This window comes from Actinoplanes regularis, from assembly GCF_900188005.1.
GTDB classification, from domain to species: domain Bacteria; phylum Actinomycetota; class Actinomycetes; order Mycobacteriales; family Micromonosporaceae; genus Actinoplanes; species Actinoplanes regularis.
Map to the genome: position 1 here is coordinate 127762 of NZ_FZNR01000008.1, position 17015 is coordinate 144776.

The following is a 17015-nucleotide window of genomic DNA, read 5'->3' on the forward strand; positions in this document are numbered from 1 at the left end:
TCGGGGTCGGGCGCAAGGAGGCGGTCGTGCAGCAGGACAGTGACAGCTCCGTACCCAAGGAGACCGCGCCGCCCGGGGTCAACCCGAACATTCCGCACTCCGCCCGCATCTACGACTACTGGCTGGGCGGCAAGGACAACTTCGCCGTCGACCGCGCGGTCGGCGAGGCCATGATCCAGGCCATCCCCGGCATGCGCTACATGGCCGGCGAGAACCGGAAGTTCGTCCACCGCGCCGCCCGCGACCTGGTGGCGAAGGAGGGCATCCGGCAGTTCCTGGACGTCGGCACCGGCATCCCCACCTCGCCCAACCTGCACGAGGTCGCTCAGCAGGTCGCCCCCGAGACCCGGGTCGTCTACGTCGACAACGACCCGATCGTGCTGGTCCACGCGCGCGCCCTGATGCGCAGCTCCGCCGAGGGCCGCAGCGAGTACATCAGCGCCGACATCCGCGACCCGCGCTCGATCCTCGACGACCCGATCCTGACCGACACACTCGACCTGACCAAGCCGGTCGGCCTCACCCTGATCGCCATCCTGATGCTGATCGCCGACGAGGACGACCCCTGGGGCATGGTCGCGGAGCTGCGCGACGCGATGCCATCCGGCAGCTGCCTGGCCATCACGCACCCCACCGCGGACTTCAACCCCGACGAGGTCGGCCAGGCGGTCGCCGCGGCGACCGGCGCCGGGATGACCCTGGTGCCCCGCACCGAGGAGGCGGTCGCCCGCCTCTTCGGTGACTGGGAGCTGCTGGAGCCCGGGCTGGTTCCGGTCTCCGGCTGGCGCCCGGACTCCCAGGTGGACGACCCGCAGGCTGCTTACTACTGGGCGGGAGTCGCCCGCAAGCCCTGACCCCGGTGGTCAGCCCAGATCGTGCCCACTCAGGTTTCTTCCACGCAAAGACCTGAGGCGGGTGCACCCAGATCGGCCCCGTCCACTGCCCGGGCGGGGCCGATCCAATTTCGCCGCCGCGTCGCCGGCTGAGGCGTTCGGCGGCAACCTCGGGGTTGGACCGGATGGGTGGCCCAGCACGGGGAACCGGGCCACCCAACCGGCGTCAGACGGGCGTGTCGCGCAACGCCCGAAGTCGTGGCCGCTTGCAGGCCGGCGGAACCGGAACCCGTCCGGCACGGATCAACACTTCCCGGACGGCACCCTCGCGCCCATCCGGATCGACCACGACGCCCCGCACCCCGAGCCACATCTCGCCCTCGTGCGGGATCGGCCGACGCCAGTCGACCCGGAGCACGCGCAGCCGGATCGCACCGATGCCGTAGCAGTAGTCGGACTCGGCGAACTCGCACACCGGCCAGCGAGGCCGGGAGGGCCGCAGCCGGTCCTCCCGGACCCGCGGCGCCGAAGCCATCCATCGCGAGCGGGCGTGCGGGCGCCCACCGGTCCGGCGGCAGGTGACGAGCTCACTCGCGCGCGTCGGAATCACCCTCTTCGGTCCGCGGCTCGGCGACGGTCGTCCCGCCGGGCCGGCTCAGTGCGTAGCGAACACCACCGAACCGGTGACTGAGCGCACTGGCCCGGGTGGAGGCGGCGAGCACGTCGCCGGTTATCTCCGAGTGCCGATGAATCGGAGGCGGATTACCCCGGCGCGGACTGTCAGTCACGCCGGGGTCACCCGAATCAGGATGTTCCGGGCCGATGTTAGGTACCGACACACTCGTCACCTCTCGCTCGGACGCCCCCGCCAGGGAGCCTTGCGCCGAGGCCGCAGACGTCGCTCCGCGACCGACCCGTCACCCAAAGAGTTCACTCTGCGTGACCCTCCTTGGATGGGCTCACGTGAGTTATCATGCTCAGAATCCCGTGCCTACGCAAGGCCAGATGCACGTGCATTTGCATCACCGCCACAAATAGCCACGAGGACAACACACCCCGGGTCGAACGGCGATCCGGGCGAACCGAGGGAGCTTGGAATGACCTACGTGGTCAACGGCATGCCAGCCGGTCAGCTGCAGGGCGTGACCTGGCAGAAGAGCCGTCGCAGCAACCCGAGCGGCAACTGTGTGGAGTGCGCTGTCCTGCCCGGCGGCGATGTCGCTGTGCGCAACTCCCGCGACCCCGAGGGGGCCGCGTTGATCTACACCCGGGCCGAGATCGAGGCCTTCCTCGGCGGGGTTCGCGACGGAGACTTCGACAACCTGCTGGCCTGAACGCCAGGCGTGCCACCGGCCCGACAGGCCGACCCACACGAAAAAAGGTCCGGCCGGACGAGATCGCCCGGCCGGACCTTCAACCCTTTGGATGTCCCGCGAACACCTCAGATCGGGCGCCCGACCTCGTTGAGCAACTTTCCGAGGATCTCCGGCGTGTGATTCGGCGGCTCCGCGTCGATACAGACGCGCTCCATCGCCATCGCGTACTGATCCACGTCCTCGCGTTTGTCGAGGTAGATCGCGCTGGTCAGCTGCTCCACGTAGACCACGTCGGGCAGTTCCGGCTCGGGGAACCGCAGGATCGCGAACGGGCCACCGGCCGCCGCGTGCCCGCCCGCGGTGAACGGGATGATCTGCAGCCGCACGCTCGGCAGCTTCGACGCCTCGATGAGCGCCTCGATCTGCGAGCGCATCACCTCGACACCGCCGATCGGCCGGCGCAGCACCGCCTCGTCGATCACCGCCCACAGCTGCGGACCACCCGGGCGGGTGAGAATCTGCTGCCGCTGACGGCGCACCTCGACCCGGCGGTTGATCTCCTCGGCGGTCGCGCCGGCGTGACCGAGCATGATCACGGCCCGCGCGTACTCCGGCGTCTGGAGCAGGCCGGGGACAAACTGGATCTCATAGGTACGAATGAGCGTGGCGGCCGCCTCCAGCCCCAGGTACGCCTGGAACCAGGAGGGCAGCACGTCGTTCAGCTGCTGCCACCAGCCGGGGCTGTTGGCCTGCCGGGCGAGCCCGATCAGCGCCTCACGCTCGTCCTTGTCGACCACGCCGTACAAGGTCAAAAGGTCCGCGACATCGCGTTCCTTGAAGCTGACCCGGCCGAGCTCCATCCGGCTGATCTTCGAGCCCGAGGCGCGGATCTCGTAGCCCGCCGCGTCCCGGGTGATCGCTTTCGACTCCCGCAACTTGCGGAGCTGAGAGCCGAGCAGAATGCGCAGCACGGTTGGACCGCCGCCCGGCGCCTCCTCCTGCGAACCCGCGCTCACTTGACTCCTCGTCGCCGCGCCGTGACTGCCGGAAGACAGCCGCATGCATCCTAGAGCGGAGATCGTCTACCGCGAAACCATGTCAAGCGTAGTCCCGCCAAAGCTGATGCGCGCTCAGATGCACGTGCAGACGGCCTTGCGGACGCACTTGATGACGAGCATGATAGCTGACAGACACGTATCGACTGCTAACGCAGCGTGCCGAAAACTTCGGCTGCTCGGCCCTTGCGCGCAGTTGATGCTGCCTGATGGCCCCTTGACGCCGCCTCGAGAGCTTGGAGGCATCGCAATGCCGAACTGGCTGACATCAACGCCGACACTCACTCCTCCGCAGCGCGACCCGGCGGACGTGGCCCCGGCCGAGAGTTACCGCCCGGCCGACCCGGTCTGGGTCTATCGGGACGGCTGGCGAGCCGGCGTGATCGAGGCCGCCTCACCCCGCGCCGTCACTGTCACCTACCGCCCAGGCGCGCACCGCGGCACCGGTGTCGACACCTTCACCGCGCCCTACGTGACCTCACGCGATGACGATGACCCTACGCTCGACCACCGTGGCCTGCGGCTGGTCCGGCGGAAGCCGATCGCGTCATGACCGGCGCCGTCACCGTCTCCGCGATCGTCGGCCTGCTCAGCCTCTTCTCCGGCGTCGCCCTCGGGTGGTACCTGCGGCGCACCAACGACTGGTGCCCCACCTGCGGCGAGCAGCTCACCTGCGGAGACTGCAAGATGAGCGTGCACTGGCCGGAGCAGGCCGCCGCCGGTCACCGTTAGCTGATCCCGCCGACCGATCAGCCGGGCGGGCTTGGCGCCGCCTCGTGCGGCTCTCCAATCGTCGGCCGCTAGCTTTTAGCGGTGGATACACCTTCTGAAGCCGGCCTGACCGGTCTCTCCGCGGCCGGCCGCAACCTGCTCTTCACCGACGCCCGCACCGCCTCGTTCTTCGCGCCGACCCCCGTCACCGACGAGCAGCTCAGCGAGATCTGGGAGCTGGCCAAGTGGCCGCCGACCCAGGCGAACACGCAGCCGCTGCGGGTGCTCTACGTCCGTACGCCCGAGGGCAAGGACCGCCTGATCAAGCACCTCGCCGAGGGCAACCGGGCCAAGTCGCAGAGCGCGCCGGTCATCGCGGTGCTCGCCCTCGACACCCAGTTCCACGAGCACGTGCCGCAGGTCTTCCCGCACGTGCCGGGCCTCAGGGACGTCTTCGAGAACGACCTCGACAAGCGGATCACGGACGGTACGTTCAGCGCCGCGCTGCAGGCCGGATACTTCATCATCGCGGCGCGCGCGATCGGTCTGTACGCCGGCCCGATGGCCGGTTTCGACAAGGCCGGCGTGGACGCCGAGTTCTTCCCGGACGGGCGCTTCAAGTCGCTCGTGGTGGTCAACCTCGGTCACCCGGCGGAGAACGCGTACCGGGACCGGCTGCCCCGGCTCGACACCACGACCACGGTGCAGTGGGCCTGAGCGATTGAAAACGGACGGCCCGGCGGTCAACCGCCGGGCCGTCCGCCGTCGTCGAGCTGTGGACCCGCTATGGGTTGTGCCGCTCTGGCGACATTCCCGGTTGATCGGCCCCCGAAAGGGGTAGTTTCGAGCCGTCCATCTTCGCAACGGAGGTGACGGCGTGCTCGAACCGCGGGAGCAGCGGGAATTCGACGACATGACGGCCCGGCTACGGGACACCGATCCAGCCTTCACCCGCCGGGTCAGCCGGTTGCCGCTTCACCAACGCCGGCGCTGGCTGACCTCGGCGATTCTGCTGTGGAGCCTCGCCCCGATCTGTCTGATCTACGGCGGCTGGACCGGCGCCCTGGAGGCCACGCTGGCGATCGCCTACGGCGCCTGGCTGCTGCACAAGCGCCGCCGGGCGACCGGCCAGTCCTCCTGGCCCTCTTCCACGGACCGTCGTCCGGCCGCGGAGACCTGACCGCTCAGCTCCAGCGATCGCCGGTGAGTCGCTCGTAAACCTCGACATACCGCGCCCGGGTCGCCTCGACCACCCGCTCCGGCAGCTCCGGACCCGGCTCGGTCCGGTCCCAGTCGGTCTCCCTGGTCGCCCAGTCCCGCAGCACCTGCTTGTCGAGGTAGCGCTGCACGTCGCCGGGCTGCCACTCCTCCGCCGCCCAGAACCGCGAGGAGTCCGGCGTGAGCAGCTCGTCCCCGAGCTTCAGCTCCCCCGCCTTACGCCCCAACTCGATCTTGGTGTCCGCGATCAGGATCCCGCGGGCCGCCGCGATCTCCGACCCCCGCCGGTAGATCTCCAGCGTGATCCTGCGCAGCTCCTCGGCCTCGTCCTTGCCCTCCTGCTCGACCACCTGCTCGAAGGTCATCGGCTGGTCGTGCCCGGCCCCGACGGCCTCCTTGGTGCTCGGCGTGAAGATCGCCTCCGGCAGCTTGGACCCCTCGACGAGCCCGGCCGGCAGCGGAACGCCACAGATCGCCGCTTCCCGCTGATAATCCTTCAGCCCGGAGCCGGCCAGGTACCCACGGGCGATGCACTCGACCTTCACCATGTCCAGGCGCTCGCACCGGATCGCCCGGCCCTGCCACTGCTCCGGCACGTCGGTCGAGGAGATGACATGGTTCGGAACGACGTCGCTGAGCTGGTCGAACCACCAGAGCGACAGCTGAGTGAGGATCTTTCCCTTGTCCGGAATCGGGGTCGGCAGGATCACGTCGTAGATCGAGATCCGATCCGAGGCGACCAGGATCAGGTCCTCACCGTCCGCATAGACGTCCCGAACCTTGCCGGAGTGCAGCAGCTCCACGTGTTCCCCTCAGATCTGGCAGGTAGGCGTGCACTTTCACGCTATCGAATGGCCCCCGCAGCAGGTCGGCAGGTAGGAACAGAAGATCTCGGGCGCCCGATGGAGGATCCCGAAGCAGCCACGAGCCGATAGGTGCCACGGTAATCCGACAACGCCGATCAGGCCGCCACCACCGCCGGCATCGGCCGGGTACCCGCTCCACGCGATCCGCTTCGAGTCAGCCCGATCTTTCCGCTGCGCATCCGCCTGGCGCCAGGTCGGGACCGGCATCGAACCAACGAAGCGATCGGATCGTCACCGTTCGCATGAACCTGTTCTACATCAACACGCGGACCGACCTCACCCGCCTCGCCAGGCGCCGCCGTCGCCAGGCATGTTGCGCCGAACAGCAGTCCGAAACAGCCACAACCGGCGAAGTACCTGGCGGCGACGCCGGCTAGAGTAGCGATCATGGCGCAGACCTATCGAGTTGTCGACCTCTTCGCAGGGTGCGGCGGCATCACGTCCGGACTGCACAAAACCAAGCGCTACGAAACGGTCCGCGCCGTCGAGATCGATATCGCTGCCGCCACGACATACACCGAGAACTTCGGCGAGGGCCTGGTCTACCCGGACAGCATCACCGGCTGGGAGGTTGACGACCGGGCCAGGAAAGCAGACGTGGTGGTGGGTGGTCCCCCATGTCAAGGCTTTTCAAATCTGGGCCTCAAGCGGCCGGACGATCCTCGCAATCAGTTGTGGCGTGAATATGTCCGAGTCCTTAACGCGATCGAACCCAAAGCCTTCATCATCGAGAATGTCGACCGCTTCCTGACCAGCGAGGAATTCAAACTGCTGGACAAGGAGTCCAAAACAGGAAAGCTCCGGGACTACGAGCTCCGGCCTCACCTGGTCAATGCAGCCGAGTTCGGTTCTGCCCAACTACGTCGCCGGGCAATCGTGATCGGCACTCATCGCGATCTTGACCCGATCGAGATTCCTTCCGAAGGTCGGCTCCCACGAGAAAAGTGGGTCACCGTGAGAGATCGCTTGAAATACGTCGATCAGCGAGTCGCCGAGGATAATCAGCTCCTTCCGAAAAGGTCGATCAGCCATCACGGAAAAGTTCTTCCCGGCGCCTTCTCGGGACTCGAGATCCACGTAACCCGACGCTACGAGGACTTTTCCCGCGAGAGATTCAGGGAGATTCCTGCCGGCGGTAACCGGTTCGACCTACCGGACCGCCTGAAGAGTCCTTGCTGGCTACGCCACACAACCGGATCCGGTGACGTGATGGGCCGGCTCCGTTGGGACCAGCCCTCCGTCACGATTCGAACCGAATTCTTCAAACCGGAGAAGGGTCGCTACCTGCACCCTTCGGAGCATCGAGCGATCACCCACCTGGAGGCCGCCCTGCTGCAGGGATTCGACAACGACTTCAAATGGTGCGGCTCAAAGGTGCAGATCGCCCGACAGATCGGGAACGCCGTGCCAGTCGAATTGGCAGAGGCCATCGGCAGGGTTGTTGCCGAAAGCTTGGACGCGCAGGGCTGATCGCCCCAGATCACTCCGAGCGTGGGGAATCGAGCCGGACCATCGCCGCGATCCGAGCGGCAGCCTCGATGGGATCCTCGTGCTCCCAGATCCGAACCACCTGCCATCCCAGCTCGGCCAGGTGGCGATTCGTCGCCGCGTCCCTTTCCTGGTTGGTGGACAGTTTCTTCGCCCACCAACCGGAGTTGGCTGCAGGACTGGTCGCATGTTCGGGGCACACATGCCAGAAGCAACCGTCGATGAACACCGCGATGCGAGCCCGAGTGAATGCGATGTCCATCGTCCGTCGTGGCATGCCGGGCACCGGAAGCATCACCCTGAATCGCAGACCCATTGCATGCAGGAGCTTGCGGATCGCGAGTTCAGGCTGCGTATCGCGCCGCCGCTGACGGCTCATCCGGCCCGACACCGACACGGAGCTGGGCACAGGGACCTGTATATCCGGCACACCATCGACACTACCCGTTGAGCGTCCACCTACCTGCGAACGTACCTCCCGATCGACACCTCGTCGACCCCGTCTGCATGAGCACGCGTGCGCGCATGCCGGACATCCAAGATCGTGCGGGCGATCTCAGGACGCAGCAAAGTCTCGGGCAGACCGAACAGATCCTGAAAAGCGCCCCGACGCATCAGGATCTTGAGCACATCCCTCAGCGCTTCGGTCTCGTTTGTTCCCGTCCAGTCCTTGGGCCATTCCTTGGCGAGTGAACGAATCAGCTCGGGAGACCCTCCGATCGATCGACGTCTCGCGAGAATTTGGTCGAAGTTTCGTTCCGGGAACACATCCAGCAAGTGATACGGGTTGTCGATTCTTACGTCGTCGCGGAGCAACTCAGCGCGCCACCACAGTCGACCGAACACATGCCGTGTGATGTCAGTGGCGAGCAGCCGGTCCTCCGGCGGTTGCGGAAATCTCCATACAGTGACGTCAGGAAGCAGAACCGCGGCCAGGAAGGCCCACATTGGTCTCACCGCCGCCTCGGCGGGTACCAAGTTCATGTCGGCATGAAGCAAGCGTGCGAGTGTGGTGTCGAACTCGTGCACCGATCGACCGAGTGGCCGGCCAGGGAATCCGTGCCTTGCAGCAAGATCGACCACCTGGCTTCGAAGCCAGGCAAGCCGATCCTGTGCTGCCCTCACCCCACCCGTTGCCGCGAAATACTGGCCCAAATGGGAGGTGTCCGAAAGTCGAGCCAGGTCAACTGCCCCCTTGTCCCGGATCTCGATATACCGTTCTTTCGCTGCGTTAGCCGGCAAACGCGGGTATAGAGTACTCATTCCTCGGCCGCCAAAAGTTCGGTGGCACCTTGAACAAGGGTCGCGAACAAAGGTAGATCGTTCTCCCTGATCCGCCTGAGTTCGACCAGGCCATCGTCCAGATGACTCGACATGTAGAACCGCATGAGGCCCTGAAGCACGGTCCCCAGAGAATCCTTCCCAAAATCCTCTGACATTCCGAAGGCCTCGTCTGCCAATGCCCGTTCCAGCATTGTTCGGGTGATGTCCGTCCTCAGCATCGACAACACCGCACGATCGATGTCGTTGGGTGAGCCGGCTCTCCCGACCGCCGCGACGATCGACGGATGTTCTTGATTTATCAACAACTGGATGGCACCGAGAGCTGTCGCATGCAGGTCAGAGCCGATCTCGAGAAACCATGCACCGCGGTGCGGAAGACTCGACTCGGAGAACGGGACGAGCGCGATGGGGAACAACGGGGCGTCCCCCTGGAGGCGAATCTCCGTCGACTCACTCCACAGGTTGCTTCCGACGAGATGAGCGGTGCCTGGCCGTGGATCAGCCGGTGCCGCGAGTACGACCAGCGTCTCCAGACTCACGACACCGCCCAGCCGTTCCCCGGCAATGTCCACGTCGATCACGTAATCATGCACATCGTCTCTGAGCGGCAGCCAGATGGCCGAGCCTCGCAACAACGACGGCACCGCATTCCAACGAACGCTGATCGCCAGGGCGGTATCAGGTCCGAGACCGACCGCCTCTCGACAGACTGCCGGATCGATTGCCAGCCGGCGGCGAAGCCGTAGGCGGGTCTGGTAGTCCCAGTCAGGCAGGCTCACCGGAGCCTCCCGCTCGCCTTCTGAGTCCGGATCGATGACCCATGCTGTAGCATCCACCATCCCACGGGCAATACGTCGGTACGGCCATGCCCGGGTTCCTCTAGCTGCCATGGGGGATCTTGCCTTCGGCTCGCAGGACCGAGATGTCCATCTGTGTGATCGTGTCGGGTACTGGCTGAACGACAAGAGCCACCCGTTGGCCTGCGGTCGCGTCCGACAGGTCGAGTTCGTCACCTTGGCGTTCACCCGTGCCGTAACGCCAGCCCAGGACCACCGGTTCGTCGAACCCGTCCGGGGGCTCCTGCTCGCGGCTGCCGTCCGCCACCATGATCCCGGCTGTTCCCTGTACGACGAGATGCCCGTTGCCCACCACGAGAGCGTCCTGTACCAGCAACAAACCGATCTCCGAGTCCTCGAAGTACGGGTCGCCGTCCAAGCGAATCGAGACGCGCTCCCTTCCGGATCGTTCCGACCGTTCGGAGCCGATTGCGGTCGAAGTCGCTGGGGCCACGTCGTTTCCCTGCGGCTCGGCACGTCCGCGCTCGGCCCCGACACCACCGGGAGCCATCTGTGGCGCCAGTGCGGATGCTGCACCGGTTCCCGTTGCGGCTGCGACAAGAGAACCGAGGAAGTTGCTCACGGCGCCGAGAGGGGCTCGAGCCGCGTTTGACCTGACCTCGGCAGGCCTCGCAAACTCAGCCAACCGCTCCTTGATTCGGGTGAAAGTCGTTCGGACGAATGTCCTTTCCAGCCCTTCCAACTGGGTGAACACCCAATCGTCATGGGTGGGGGGCTCAGCAGCCGCGTACGTTCGGTCCATGTCGTCCAACGCTTTGAATACACCGGCATACGCAAGGTTCGCGCTGATGGGTTCCGGGCCGGCGTGATACTTGACGACAAGCTCCGGTGCTCGCATCAGACAGACATGGTGAGGCGCACTCGTGATGCCGAGATCCTGAGCGGCGGCAGGAGGTTCGAAGACGGGAATGAGTTGCCGCTCGAGCGCAATGCGGCCGAGCTGCTTCTTCGGATTTCCACACAGCAAGGTCTGAGCCTCATCGCCCTCCTGAAGCCGTCGATATGCGGCCACGAACGTCTTCAGTCCTCGGGTCTTCTCCGGAATCGGTACAGGAACGCTCAGCCCGTTGTGCCAGACCCGGGGGACCATACGTTCCGTGCCTCGTTGCTCCAGCAGGATCGGCCACAGGTTCCATGCGATCGCGTCCGCGAGATATCGAACTGCCTCGTCGTCGCTCTGATCGCCGAGGTCCGGTTCGACGATGATCACGTCTGTGCCGGATTCATCCGCATCGAACGGCTGCAGGCCGAGTGCCTTGGCTGCCATCTCGGCGTCAACGCCGACCAGCGGCTCCACGTGAGCCTTCTCGGCATCTCCCCACCAGTGACGTCCGGTGTACGGGCGAAGCTCACCGTTCTCGCCGGCTATTTCCATCGACTCACCCAGGCAGATGCCGATGAGTCGATTTTGCAGGCCCGCCGGTGTTGGAGTGCGCGTGTGCACCAGGATCGTGCCCGCCCGGGACATCTGATAGAGAATGCTCTTGCCGTAGCCGTAGGTACCCCCACCGCGTTTGGTGTCAGGTGGGTCGCCGACATTGAGGACGAAGGACACCCAGTCTCTCGGCTCATCGCCGCGTGCGATATCGGCTCGTGTCGGACCACCCAGCCCTTTGGTGCCGCGATCGCTCACCGTGAGGGTGCGAACGATGGTCGAGTGCCACTCACGACCCCTGAGGATCTGTCTCAGCGGGAACTTGTCGCTGTGCGGGGCGCCTTCGAGCAACAGCGTTCGCCAAGCGTTTGCATTCTGCGGCGGGACGACCGAAAGATTTATGGTGAACCCGACCGGGCGTCCCCCGACCCGGGCATCCCAGCTGTTCTGTGCCGACTCCCTGATCAGAATCGCCGGCCAAGGTATCGGCGGCTTTCCGAGCGTGCGCTTGATGCCCTCGGCGCTGATCGATCCGGCCGGCGGGAATGGCTGCGAGTACCAGCGTGCCTGTTTCAACTCTTCACCAGTGCTGTCATGAACTCGACGACTTCGTCACGCTGCATGGGCGGCGGCGCGAAATCGAGATCGATCGTGTAACGGACGTTCGAGAGTCCCGGCGGGAGACCCTCGGAGAAGGATGACGGAACGATACGGGGGAATCCGTCCGAAACCCGGAAGCTTGCTTCCTCGACAACCGTGAAACGGACCCCGGCATACTTCTCCTGGTCCGCAATCATGTAGCCGGCCTGGGCGAGAAGATGCCAGAATTCGCGCGGACGGTGGACCCGGTCGGCGATCGCGGCCACCAACTCCGGCAGAGATCTGCCCCCAGCGTCCGCGGTATCGAGACGCATCCAACGCAACATCAGCCCACCACCGGGCGGCTCGACCAACTGATCGATCCCATGGATGCGAGCCGGTCGCCCCTCATCCGAGACCGTCACCTTGATCTCCGCCGCCCTGCCGTTGGCGAGAAAGTCGTGCGGCGCGCGGTTCGGACCATGCCAGGCCCCGACCGAATCGAGGTCAAGATCTAGTAAGGAATCGAGGAAATGCAACTCGCCGTACAGGCCTGCCAGCTGCTCCACACCGAGCTGTCGCCCGCTCCGGAAAAGCTCGTGCCATCCGTCGATGACCTGGCCGACAACCGTCAGCGGGTCCTCCGGCTCGGCGGCCAACGCCGCTATCACATCTGCGCAGAGACCCGTAAAGATGTCGGAAAGGTCTGCACGATGAAGTGCCAGGTTCGCATAACTCCGAGTACCGGACTCCGCTTGCAGACTCAGCGGCAGTAGATGGACCGCCGCCGCACGGGTGTCCGCGCGAATGTGGTGCCCCACCGGGACCGGCACCAACAGGTGCCTGCTGCGATCCGGCCCGAGAGCACACAGGAGCGGCTCACCGGACGTCTCGACCGGCAGCGCAGATGTAAGCCACGTCGGGCGTCGACGTGTCCGTTCCAATGCCTTCCAATGGTCCGCCACAACACTTCTGAGATCGCTCACGGAGCATCGTCCTCGAGCTCCTGCTTCAAGATCTCCGGGTCCTCTTCCTCCCAGTATCTACCGCCCTCGACCCGGGAGAGATCAGCGGAGACGTAGTCATGCTCGACCTCGCTGTCGCGGGAGGTCGCCGGTGTCGGGAACACGAAGGCCGCACCGAGCACGACGTCGTACGGGGCATTCAGCGGATGCCGCCCTCGCTTGGCCGAACTTTCCGAGATCGGGTCGATCGGATACAGCAGGAGCAGACCGTGTTCCGGTCGCTGCGCTCGACGGAGTTTGTCGACCTCGGATCGTTTGGTCACGTCGATGCCGTCCGGAACAGCCAGGTTGATCGCTGCGTCTCGAGGACCGGACAGCGTCTTGATGTCCGCCAGCGCGTCCTCGACACCGTTGATTCTGCTACGGCGAATCATGCCGATCTTCGTGCCGTCGGGCAGCTTCCAGCTCGGCGCCTCCTTGCTCGAGCTCCCGAAGACCGCGACGTCCCAGTTGAGCAATGAGTTCTGCTCGACCCGCTTCTCGATGTACCGCTTGAGCAACGGAGGGCGCGCCTCTTCGGATCGCTCGTCGAACTGATACTCGCCCAGAAAGCGAATGACGTCACGGTAGGTGACGTCACGCCAGAGCCTCCGATCAGAGGCATCGAGCTTTTCCGGCCGACCATGCTGCTGCGCTGCCTGGACCAACCGGAACCCGGCGTCCGCATTCTGCCTGAGCCAGTCGGAATCATCCCGGCCCGTCCGGAAATAGCGGCTCTCCACGAGGTCCCCGCCGTATGCCGCATGCGCTGTGACCGCGGTCTTCATTCTCGCCGGCGCCGTGACCAACATCTTCGGGTGCGTCCGAATCCGGACGGCGAACGTCAGCGGATTCTTGTCCTCCGTCAGATAGCGATCGATATCTTTGCGGATCTCGGCCTCGACCACGGCCAGGTGCCGGAACCAACCGGCAAGTTCGGCAGTCATCCAGATTCTGGGCAGATCGCCGTAGCCAGCGCGGTGACCGAACCATCGACCCATTTGCAGGAGTGTGTCGTACGCCGAAGAGGCGCGAACAAAATAGCTGGTCACCAGCCCTTCGAGCGTCAGGCCGCGACTGAGCGTGTTACCCCCGACAGCGATTGCCACGACCGGGCCGGACTCGTAGTCCAGCCGGTCCCTGCTCCGAAAGTTGTCGACGACGACCCGGCTCCGCTCCAGCACTGCCGGCAGATGCCGCAGAACCGCGTCGAACGGAACGCTCTCCTGGCCGAAATCCGCCGCCTCAACTCGGCTGCGCTCGTCCGCCCACTGTGTTTCCAAATCCATGTACAAGTCGTGATCATCACTGCGAAGAGCGAGTAGTACTTCCTGACGCAGCCCTTCGAGGGGGGCACGAAAGTCTTCGTGAATCCCTGTCTGCAGGGTGGTGTGGACCAGCATGGTCGAATGCGGTATGCCGGTCGCCCGCTCGTGGCGCGCAGCCGTGGCCAACCAGAAGTAGAGAACGGCTTGCCGAAGTGACGGCGTCATCGTGGGCATGAAATCGACCGCGGCCGCCCGGTTGATCGGCCGCACGAACTCGACCTCCTCGTCGGGGATCTCCCGGATCATGTCCTCGCCGCCCGGAACCTCGTTCGGGTCCTCGCCGTCCAACGGATCACGGCCGAACAGCAGAGCAGGCCCCTGGTAACCCTCCGGCGCCTTGAGCCTGACGATGAAGTCCCGCGGGTAGAAATCCTCCTTGACGGCAGGATCTATGAGCAGATTCGCGAACGGCGTCGCCGTGTAGCCGATGTAGTCGACCTTGGTGAACGACTTCAGAAGCTTGCTCATCAACGGATTTATCACCTTGCCGCCGACGGTGGCCTGGTCGGCCTCGTCATCGATCACCAAGGTCGGGCAGTCGCGCAGGTACTCCCTCGCGGAGGAGAGCCAGTCGTTGAGCTTTTCGAGTACCTTGGCGTTCTTCTTGACCACCAGGAGCACTCGCTGGTTCTTTGCGGAAAAGTACGCCGCCGCGTTGCCTTTGGGGTGGAAGTCCGAGTCAACCGTCGTGACCTCGTGCCACTGAGCAGGGTTGAGACGCACCAACTCGCCGGCAAGTCGCGCCTGGGTCTGCCGCCTCAAGGCGTTGTGGATACCGGAGAGCACGATGAACAGCCGATATCCGCGGTCAGCTGCTTTCGCCATGACGGCGGTGAAGTTCGCGGTCTTGCCCGACTGGACGTAGCCGAGGGCCAGACCCATGCTCCGGAAATCTTCCGAGCCGGGATGGTCCAAGAGGCCGACCACCTTGGTCGACTCCTCGTCGAGAATCTCGATCGCATCATCGCTCCAGGGGCGTGGGCCGCTCCGGAGTTTGTTCTTCAGTGCGGGCCAGAACCGGTCATCCGAGCGGGGACCGGTATACCAGGTCAGACGCCCTGATTGATAGACAACGTTGGGCTCCCGCATCTCACGAATCTTGATGACCTCGGCCTCGTGCCGCTGCCTGATCATTTCGATAATGTCGTCAGGAACTCTGAGCAGACGAAGGCGCTGAACAGCCTTCTCGGGCGTGCTTCGATCCGCGATCGATTGGAATGCCTCGTACTGGTCGTCCAGCTCGTCCTCGTCCATCATGCAGCCATACTCCCCGTTCACACGCCCAGACCCGCGCCGAGACTTCCCGACGTTCGCCTGAGATCTCATCGACGGTTGGCGCCTGAAGCGCGACGAAAGCCCGATCGCGCAACAGATGAAGATGCAACAAGACGATGATGCCGGCCTTGTGCCGACGGCCGTATGGCATCGCTGGCACAGCGTCGTATGAGATTTGACGAAGCGGCAGGTGACCGTGGTGATCACGGGCTCGTACGGCTTGAACCAGCTCTCCTCGGCATCATGACCCGAGTGGTCTCGGTGCGACAGGACAGGTCGCCGGCCAAGGCAGATGGGGTTGCGACGAGACGACAGAAGACCCTATTTCGATTCAAAAAGTACATCAAGACAGATGGCCCGGCTATCAGCCGAGCCATCCGTGCGCAGGATGCAGCGAGGGTCAGCCGTTCAGGAGTTTCAGCATCTGCTGGACCTGGTCGGCGCGGGACTGCTTGACCCGCTCCGCGAACTGTTTGGTCAGTTCGTTCGCGCCCTTGTCCAGCTCCAACTGCGCCATCTCCACCGCGGCGTGCTGGTGCCCCAGGAAGAGGTTGAGGAACGCGGTCTCGAACTCCGCGTCCTTCACCGTCTTCAAGGACTTGATCTCGGCGTCGGTGGTGCCCGGCAGGCCGCCGTGATCGGCGTGGACGCTGACCCGCTTGTCGACCGTGGTGGGTTTGCCCCATTCGGTCAGCCAGTTCTTCATCATGGTCAGCTCGTCGGTCTCGGTGAGCTGGACGGCCTTGGCCAGGTCGGCGACGTCGGTGCGCTGTGCGCGGGAGGCGCCGATCGCGGCCATGTCCAGGCCCTGCTGCTGGTGGTCGACCAGCATCTGCAGGAACATCACGTCGCGATCGTTGAAGGTCGAGCCGGCGGTGACCTCAGCGACGGCCGCGGGCGCGGACTTGGTCGGCTCGGGTGCGGGGCTCGTGCCGCAGGCACTGACCAGGAAGAGCAGCGCTACCGCTGCCATCCGGCGCTTCACAGCGGCAGCCAGAGGGCGAGCGTGAAGATCGACGGCTCCCAGCTGCGGATCGACGTGTGGCCCTGACGGCACTTGTAGGAGACGCCGTTGTAGGTCACCACATCACCGGTCTTGTAGCTGACGCCCGGCGCCCATTCGCTCCCGCCGGGGGCGGCGGTGGTCGGCGCGACGGTGGTCGCGGTCGGCGCGGCCGTCGGAGGCTTGGTCGTCGGCGCCGTCGTAGGCGCCGTCGTCGGGGCGGTCGTCGGGGCGGTGGTCGGTGTGGATCCCCCGCTGCCGCCGATGTTCAGGTCCACGCAGTTGTAGAAGGCGTTGGCCGTGTCCCCGATGTTCCAGACAGCGAGCACGGTGCGCTTGCCCGGGAACCTGCTCAGATCCACGGTGTGGCTGACGATCGCCTCGGGGATCGCGTTGTTGTCGTTGAACGTGGCCGCCTCGACGCCGTCGACGTAGTAGACCCAGCTCGCGGTCCGGTGCCGGGCGGTCAGCACCCAGTTGAACTTGACCGAGGTGCCGACGGTGGTGGCCGGCCAGCTCCGCGACTCGTCGTTCAGGACCGTGAAGCTGGCGTTGCCGCCGTTGCACTGCTTGGAGCCTTTCGGAGCCTCGACGCTCTGCGGCTCGAACTGGATCGCGCCGCAGTCCTTGACCGTGCCGGCGGCGCATTGGGCCTGCCGGCTCGGCGGTGACGAGACGTAGCCGTGGGCCAGCGCCGGTGAGGCGATCACCAATGTCGAGCCGGCCATCCCGAGGGCGGCCAGTGGATAGGCGATCTTCCTGCGCATCTCGGTTCTCCAGACATCGTCCCGGCTTCGTTACGAGCCGGAACGGTATGGGGACC

19 protein-coding genes are annotated in these 17015 nt (G+C 65.2%); 7 read left to right on the plus strand and 12 right to left on the minus strand.

Annotated features, from left to right (window positions below):
* The first annotated feature begins 26 nt into the window (after nucleotides 1-26).
* Nucleotides 27-854: an SAM-dependent methyltransferase gene (locus tag CHC09_RS22020; protein ID WP_089295065.1), complete on the plus strand. Its 828-nt coding sequence runs from the start codon at nucleotides 27-29 to the stop codon at nucleotides 852-854.
* Between the two features lie 205 nt (nucleotides 855-1059).
* Here the strand turns inward: CHC09_RS22020 and CHC09_RS22025 are convergent, their stop codons facing one another.
* A complete protein-coding gene (locus CHC09_RS22025) occupies nucleotides 1060-1368 on the minus strand; it encodes a hypothetical protein (RefSeq protein WP_089295066.1) in 309 nt (102 codons plus the stop codon).
* A gap of 52 nt (nucleotides 1369-1420) precedes the next feature.
* Nucleotides 1421-1621 carry a hypothetical protein gene (locus CHC09_RS45310; RefSeq protein ID WP_143232458.1) on the minus strand — a complete coding sequence of 67 codons (201 nt, stop codon included), beginning with the start codon at nucleotides 1619-1621 and terminating at the stop codon, nucleotides 1421-1423.
* A 309-nt stretch (nucleotides 1622-1930) separates the two neighbouring features.
* Here CHC09_RS45310 and CHC09_RS22030 point away from each other — a divergent pair, with 309 nt between their 5' ends.
* On the plus strand, nucleotides 1931-2167 hold the full coding sequence (locus tag CHC09_RS22030) for a DUF397 domain-containing protein (RefSeq protein WP_089295067.1): 237 nt from the start codon (nucleotides 1931-1933) through the stop codon (nucleotides 2165-2167).
* Nucleotides 2168-2274: 107 nt separating this feature from the next.
* Here the strand turns inward: CHC09_RS22030 and CHC09_RS22035 are convergent, their stop codons facing one another.
* A complete protein-coding gene (locus tag CHC09_RS22035) occupies nucleotides 2275-3165 on the minus strand; it encodes a helix-turn-helix domain-containing protein (protein ID WP_089295068.1) in 891 nt (296 codons plus the stop codon).
* 289 nt (nucleotides 3166-3454) lie between these two features.
* On the opposite strand from CHC09_RS22035, the gene CHC09_RS22040 reads away from it, so the two are divergent.
* The 4 genes from CHC09_RS22040 to CHC09_RS22055 all read left to right on the plus strand — a co-directional run bounded on the left by CHC09_RS22040 (nucleotide 3455) and on the right by CHC09_RS22055 (nucleotide 5095).
* Nucleotides 3455-3757 (plus strand): hypothetical protein, encoded by a 303-nt coding sequence (locus CHC09_RS22040; RefSeq protein ID WP_089295069.1) that lies wholly within the window; start codon nucleotides 3455-3457, stop codon nucleotides 3755-3757.
* Nucleotides 3754-3936, plus strand: coding sequence for a hypothetical protein (locus CHC09_RS22045; RefSeq protein WP_089295070.1), 183 nt, complete (start codon nucleotides 3754-3756; stop codon nucleotides 3934-3936). The genes CHC09_RS22040 and CHC09_RS22045 overlap by 4 nt, the downstream gene beginning before the upstream one ends.
* 81 nt (nucleotides 3937-4017) lie before the next feature.
* Nucleotides 4018-4632 (plus strand): malonic semialdehyde reductase, encoded by a 615-nt coding sequence (locus CHC09_RS22050; protein WP_089295071.1) that lies wholly within the window; start codon nucleotides 4018-4020, stop codon nucleotides 4630-4632.
* A 160-nt stretch (nucleotides 4633-4792) separates the two neighbouring features.
* Entirely contained in the window at nucleotides 4793-5095 is a 303-nt protein-coding gene (locus tag CHC09_RS22055) for a DUF3040 domain-containing protein (RefSeq protein ID WP_089295072.1), read from the plus strand.
* A 4-nt stretch (nucleotides 5096-5099) separates the two neighbouring features.
* On the opposite strand, the gene CHC09_RS22060 is transcribed toward CHC09_RS22055, so the two are convergent.
* Nucleotides 5100-5936, minus strand: a complete 837-nt coding sequence (locus CHC09_RS22060) for a phosphoribosylaminoimidazolesuccinocarboxamide synthase (protein ID WP_089295073.1) — start codon at nucleotides 5934-5936, stop codon at nucleotides 5100-5102.
* A 450-nt stretch (nucleotides 5937-6386) separates the two neighbouring features.
* Between CHC09_RS22060 and CHC09_RS22065 the strand changes: the two genes are divergently transcribed.
* A complete protein-coding gene (locus CHC09_RS22065; RefSeq protein ID WP_089295074.1) occupies nucleotides 6387-7469 on the plus strand; it encodes a DNA cytosine methyltransferase in 1083 nt (360 codons plus the stop codon).
* Between the two features lie 10 nt (nucleotides 7470-7479).
* On the opposite strand, the gene CHC09_RS22070 is transcribed toward CHC09_RS22065, so the two are convergent.
* From CHC09_RS22070 to CHC09_RS22105, 8 genes are all read right to left on the minus strand, one after another.
* On the minus strand, nucleotides 7480-7896 hold the full coding sequence (locus tag CHC09_RS22070; RefSeq protein ID WP_239138412.1) for a very short patch repair endonuclease: 417 nt from the start codon (nucleotides 7894-7896) through the stop codon (nucleotides 7480-7482).
* Nucleotides 7897-7946: 50 nt separating this feature from the next.
* Nucleotides 7947-8750: a DUF6339 family protein gene (locus tag CHC09_RS22075; RefSeq protein WP_483398207.1), complete on the minus strand. Its 804-nt coding sequence runs from the start codon at nucleotides 8748-8750 to the stop codon at nucleotides 7947-7949.
* Nucleotides 8747-9550, minus strand: coding sequence for a hypothetical protein (locus CHC09_RS22080; protein WP_143232459.1), 804 nt, complete (start codon nucleotides 9548-9550; stop codon nucleotides 8747-8749). Before CHC09_RS22080 ends, CHC09_RS22075 begins: the two co-directional genes overlap by 4 nt.
* Nucleotides 9551-9650: 100 nt before the next feature.
* Nucleotides 9651-11579 carry a hypothetical protein gene (locus CHC09_RS22085; protein WP_143232460.1) on the minus strand — a complete coding sequence of 643 codons (1929 nt, stop codon included), beginning with the start codon at nucleotides 11577-11579 and terminating at the stop codon, nucleotides 9651-9653.
* Nucleotides 11576-12568, minus strand: coding sequence for a PD-(D/E)XK motif protein (locus tag CHC09_RS22090; RefSeq protein ID WP_179277218.1), 993 nt, complete (start codon nucleotides 12566-12568; stop codon nucleotides 11576-11578). The genes CHC09_RS22085 and CHC09_RS22090 overlap by 4 nt, the downstream gene beginning before the upstream one ends.
* Entirely contained in the window at nucleotides 12565-15171 is a 2607-nt protein-coding gene (locus tag CHC09_RS22095) for a Z1 domain-containing protein (RefSeq protein ID WP_203833164.1), read from the minus strand. The genes CHC09_RS22090 and CHC09_RS22095 overlap by 4 nt, the downstream gene beginning before the upstream one ends.
* Nucleotides 15172-15589: 418 nt before the next feature.
* Complete coding sequence (locus tag CHC09_RS22100) at nucleotides 15590-16162, minus strand: DUF305 domain-containing protein (RefSeq protein ID WP_089295257.1); 573 nt, start codon at nucleotides 16160-16162, stop codon at nucleotides 15590-15592.
* 8 nt (nucleotides 16163-16170) lie between these two features.
* Complete coding sequence (locus CHC09_RS22105) at nucleotides 16171-16959, minus strand: lytic polysaccharide monooxygenase (RefSeq protein WP_089295079.1); 789 nt, start codon at nucleotides 16957-16959, stop codon at nucleotides 16171-16173.
* Nucleotides 16960-17015: the final 56 nt, after the last annotated feature.

Excerpts from the sequence above, each read along its gene's own strand:
- CHC09_RS22065 (WP_089295074.1), top strand. The coding sequence starts at position 6,387 with ATGGCGCAGACCTATCGAGTTGTCGACCTCTTCGCAGGGTGCGGCGGC.
- CHC09_RS22040 (WP_089295069.1), top strand. The coding sequence starts at position 3,455 with ATGCCGAACTGGCTGACATCAACGCCGACACTCACTCCTCCGCAGCGC.
- CHC09_RS22105 (WP_089295079.1), bottom strand. The coding sequence starts at position 16,959 with ATGCGCAGGAAGATCGCCTATCCACTGGCCGCCCTCGGGATGGCCGGC.
- CHC09_RS22025 (WP_089295066.1), bottom strand. The coding sequence starts at position 1,368 with ATGGCTTCGGCGCCGCGGGTCCGGGAGGACCGGCTGCGGCCCTCCCGG.
- CHC09_RS22095 (WP_203833164.1), bottom strand. The coding sequence starts at position 15,171 with ATGATGGACGAGGACGAGCTGGACGACCAGTACGAGGCATTCCAATCG.
- CHC09_RS22030 (WP_089295067.1), top strand. The coding sequence starts at position 1,931 with ATGACCTACGTGGTCAACGGCATGCCAGCCGGTCAGCTGCAGGGCGTG.
- CHC09_RS22045 (WP_089295070.1), top strand. The coding sequence starts at position 3,754 with ATGACCGGCGCCGTCACCGTCTCCGCGATCGTCGGCCTGCTCAGCCTC.
- CHC09_RS22100 (WP_089295257.1), bottom strand. The coding sequence starts at position 16,162 with ATGGCAGCGGTAGCGCTGCTCTTCCTGGTCAGTGCCTGCGGCACGAGC.
- CHC09_RS22075 (WP_483398207.1), bottom strand. The coding sequence starts at position 8,750 with ATGAGTACTCTATACCCGCGTTTGCCGGCTAACGCAGCGAAAGAACGG.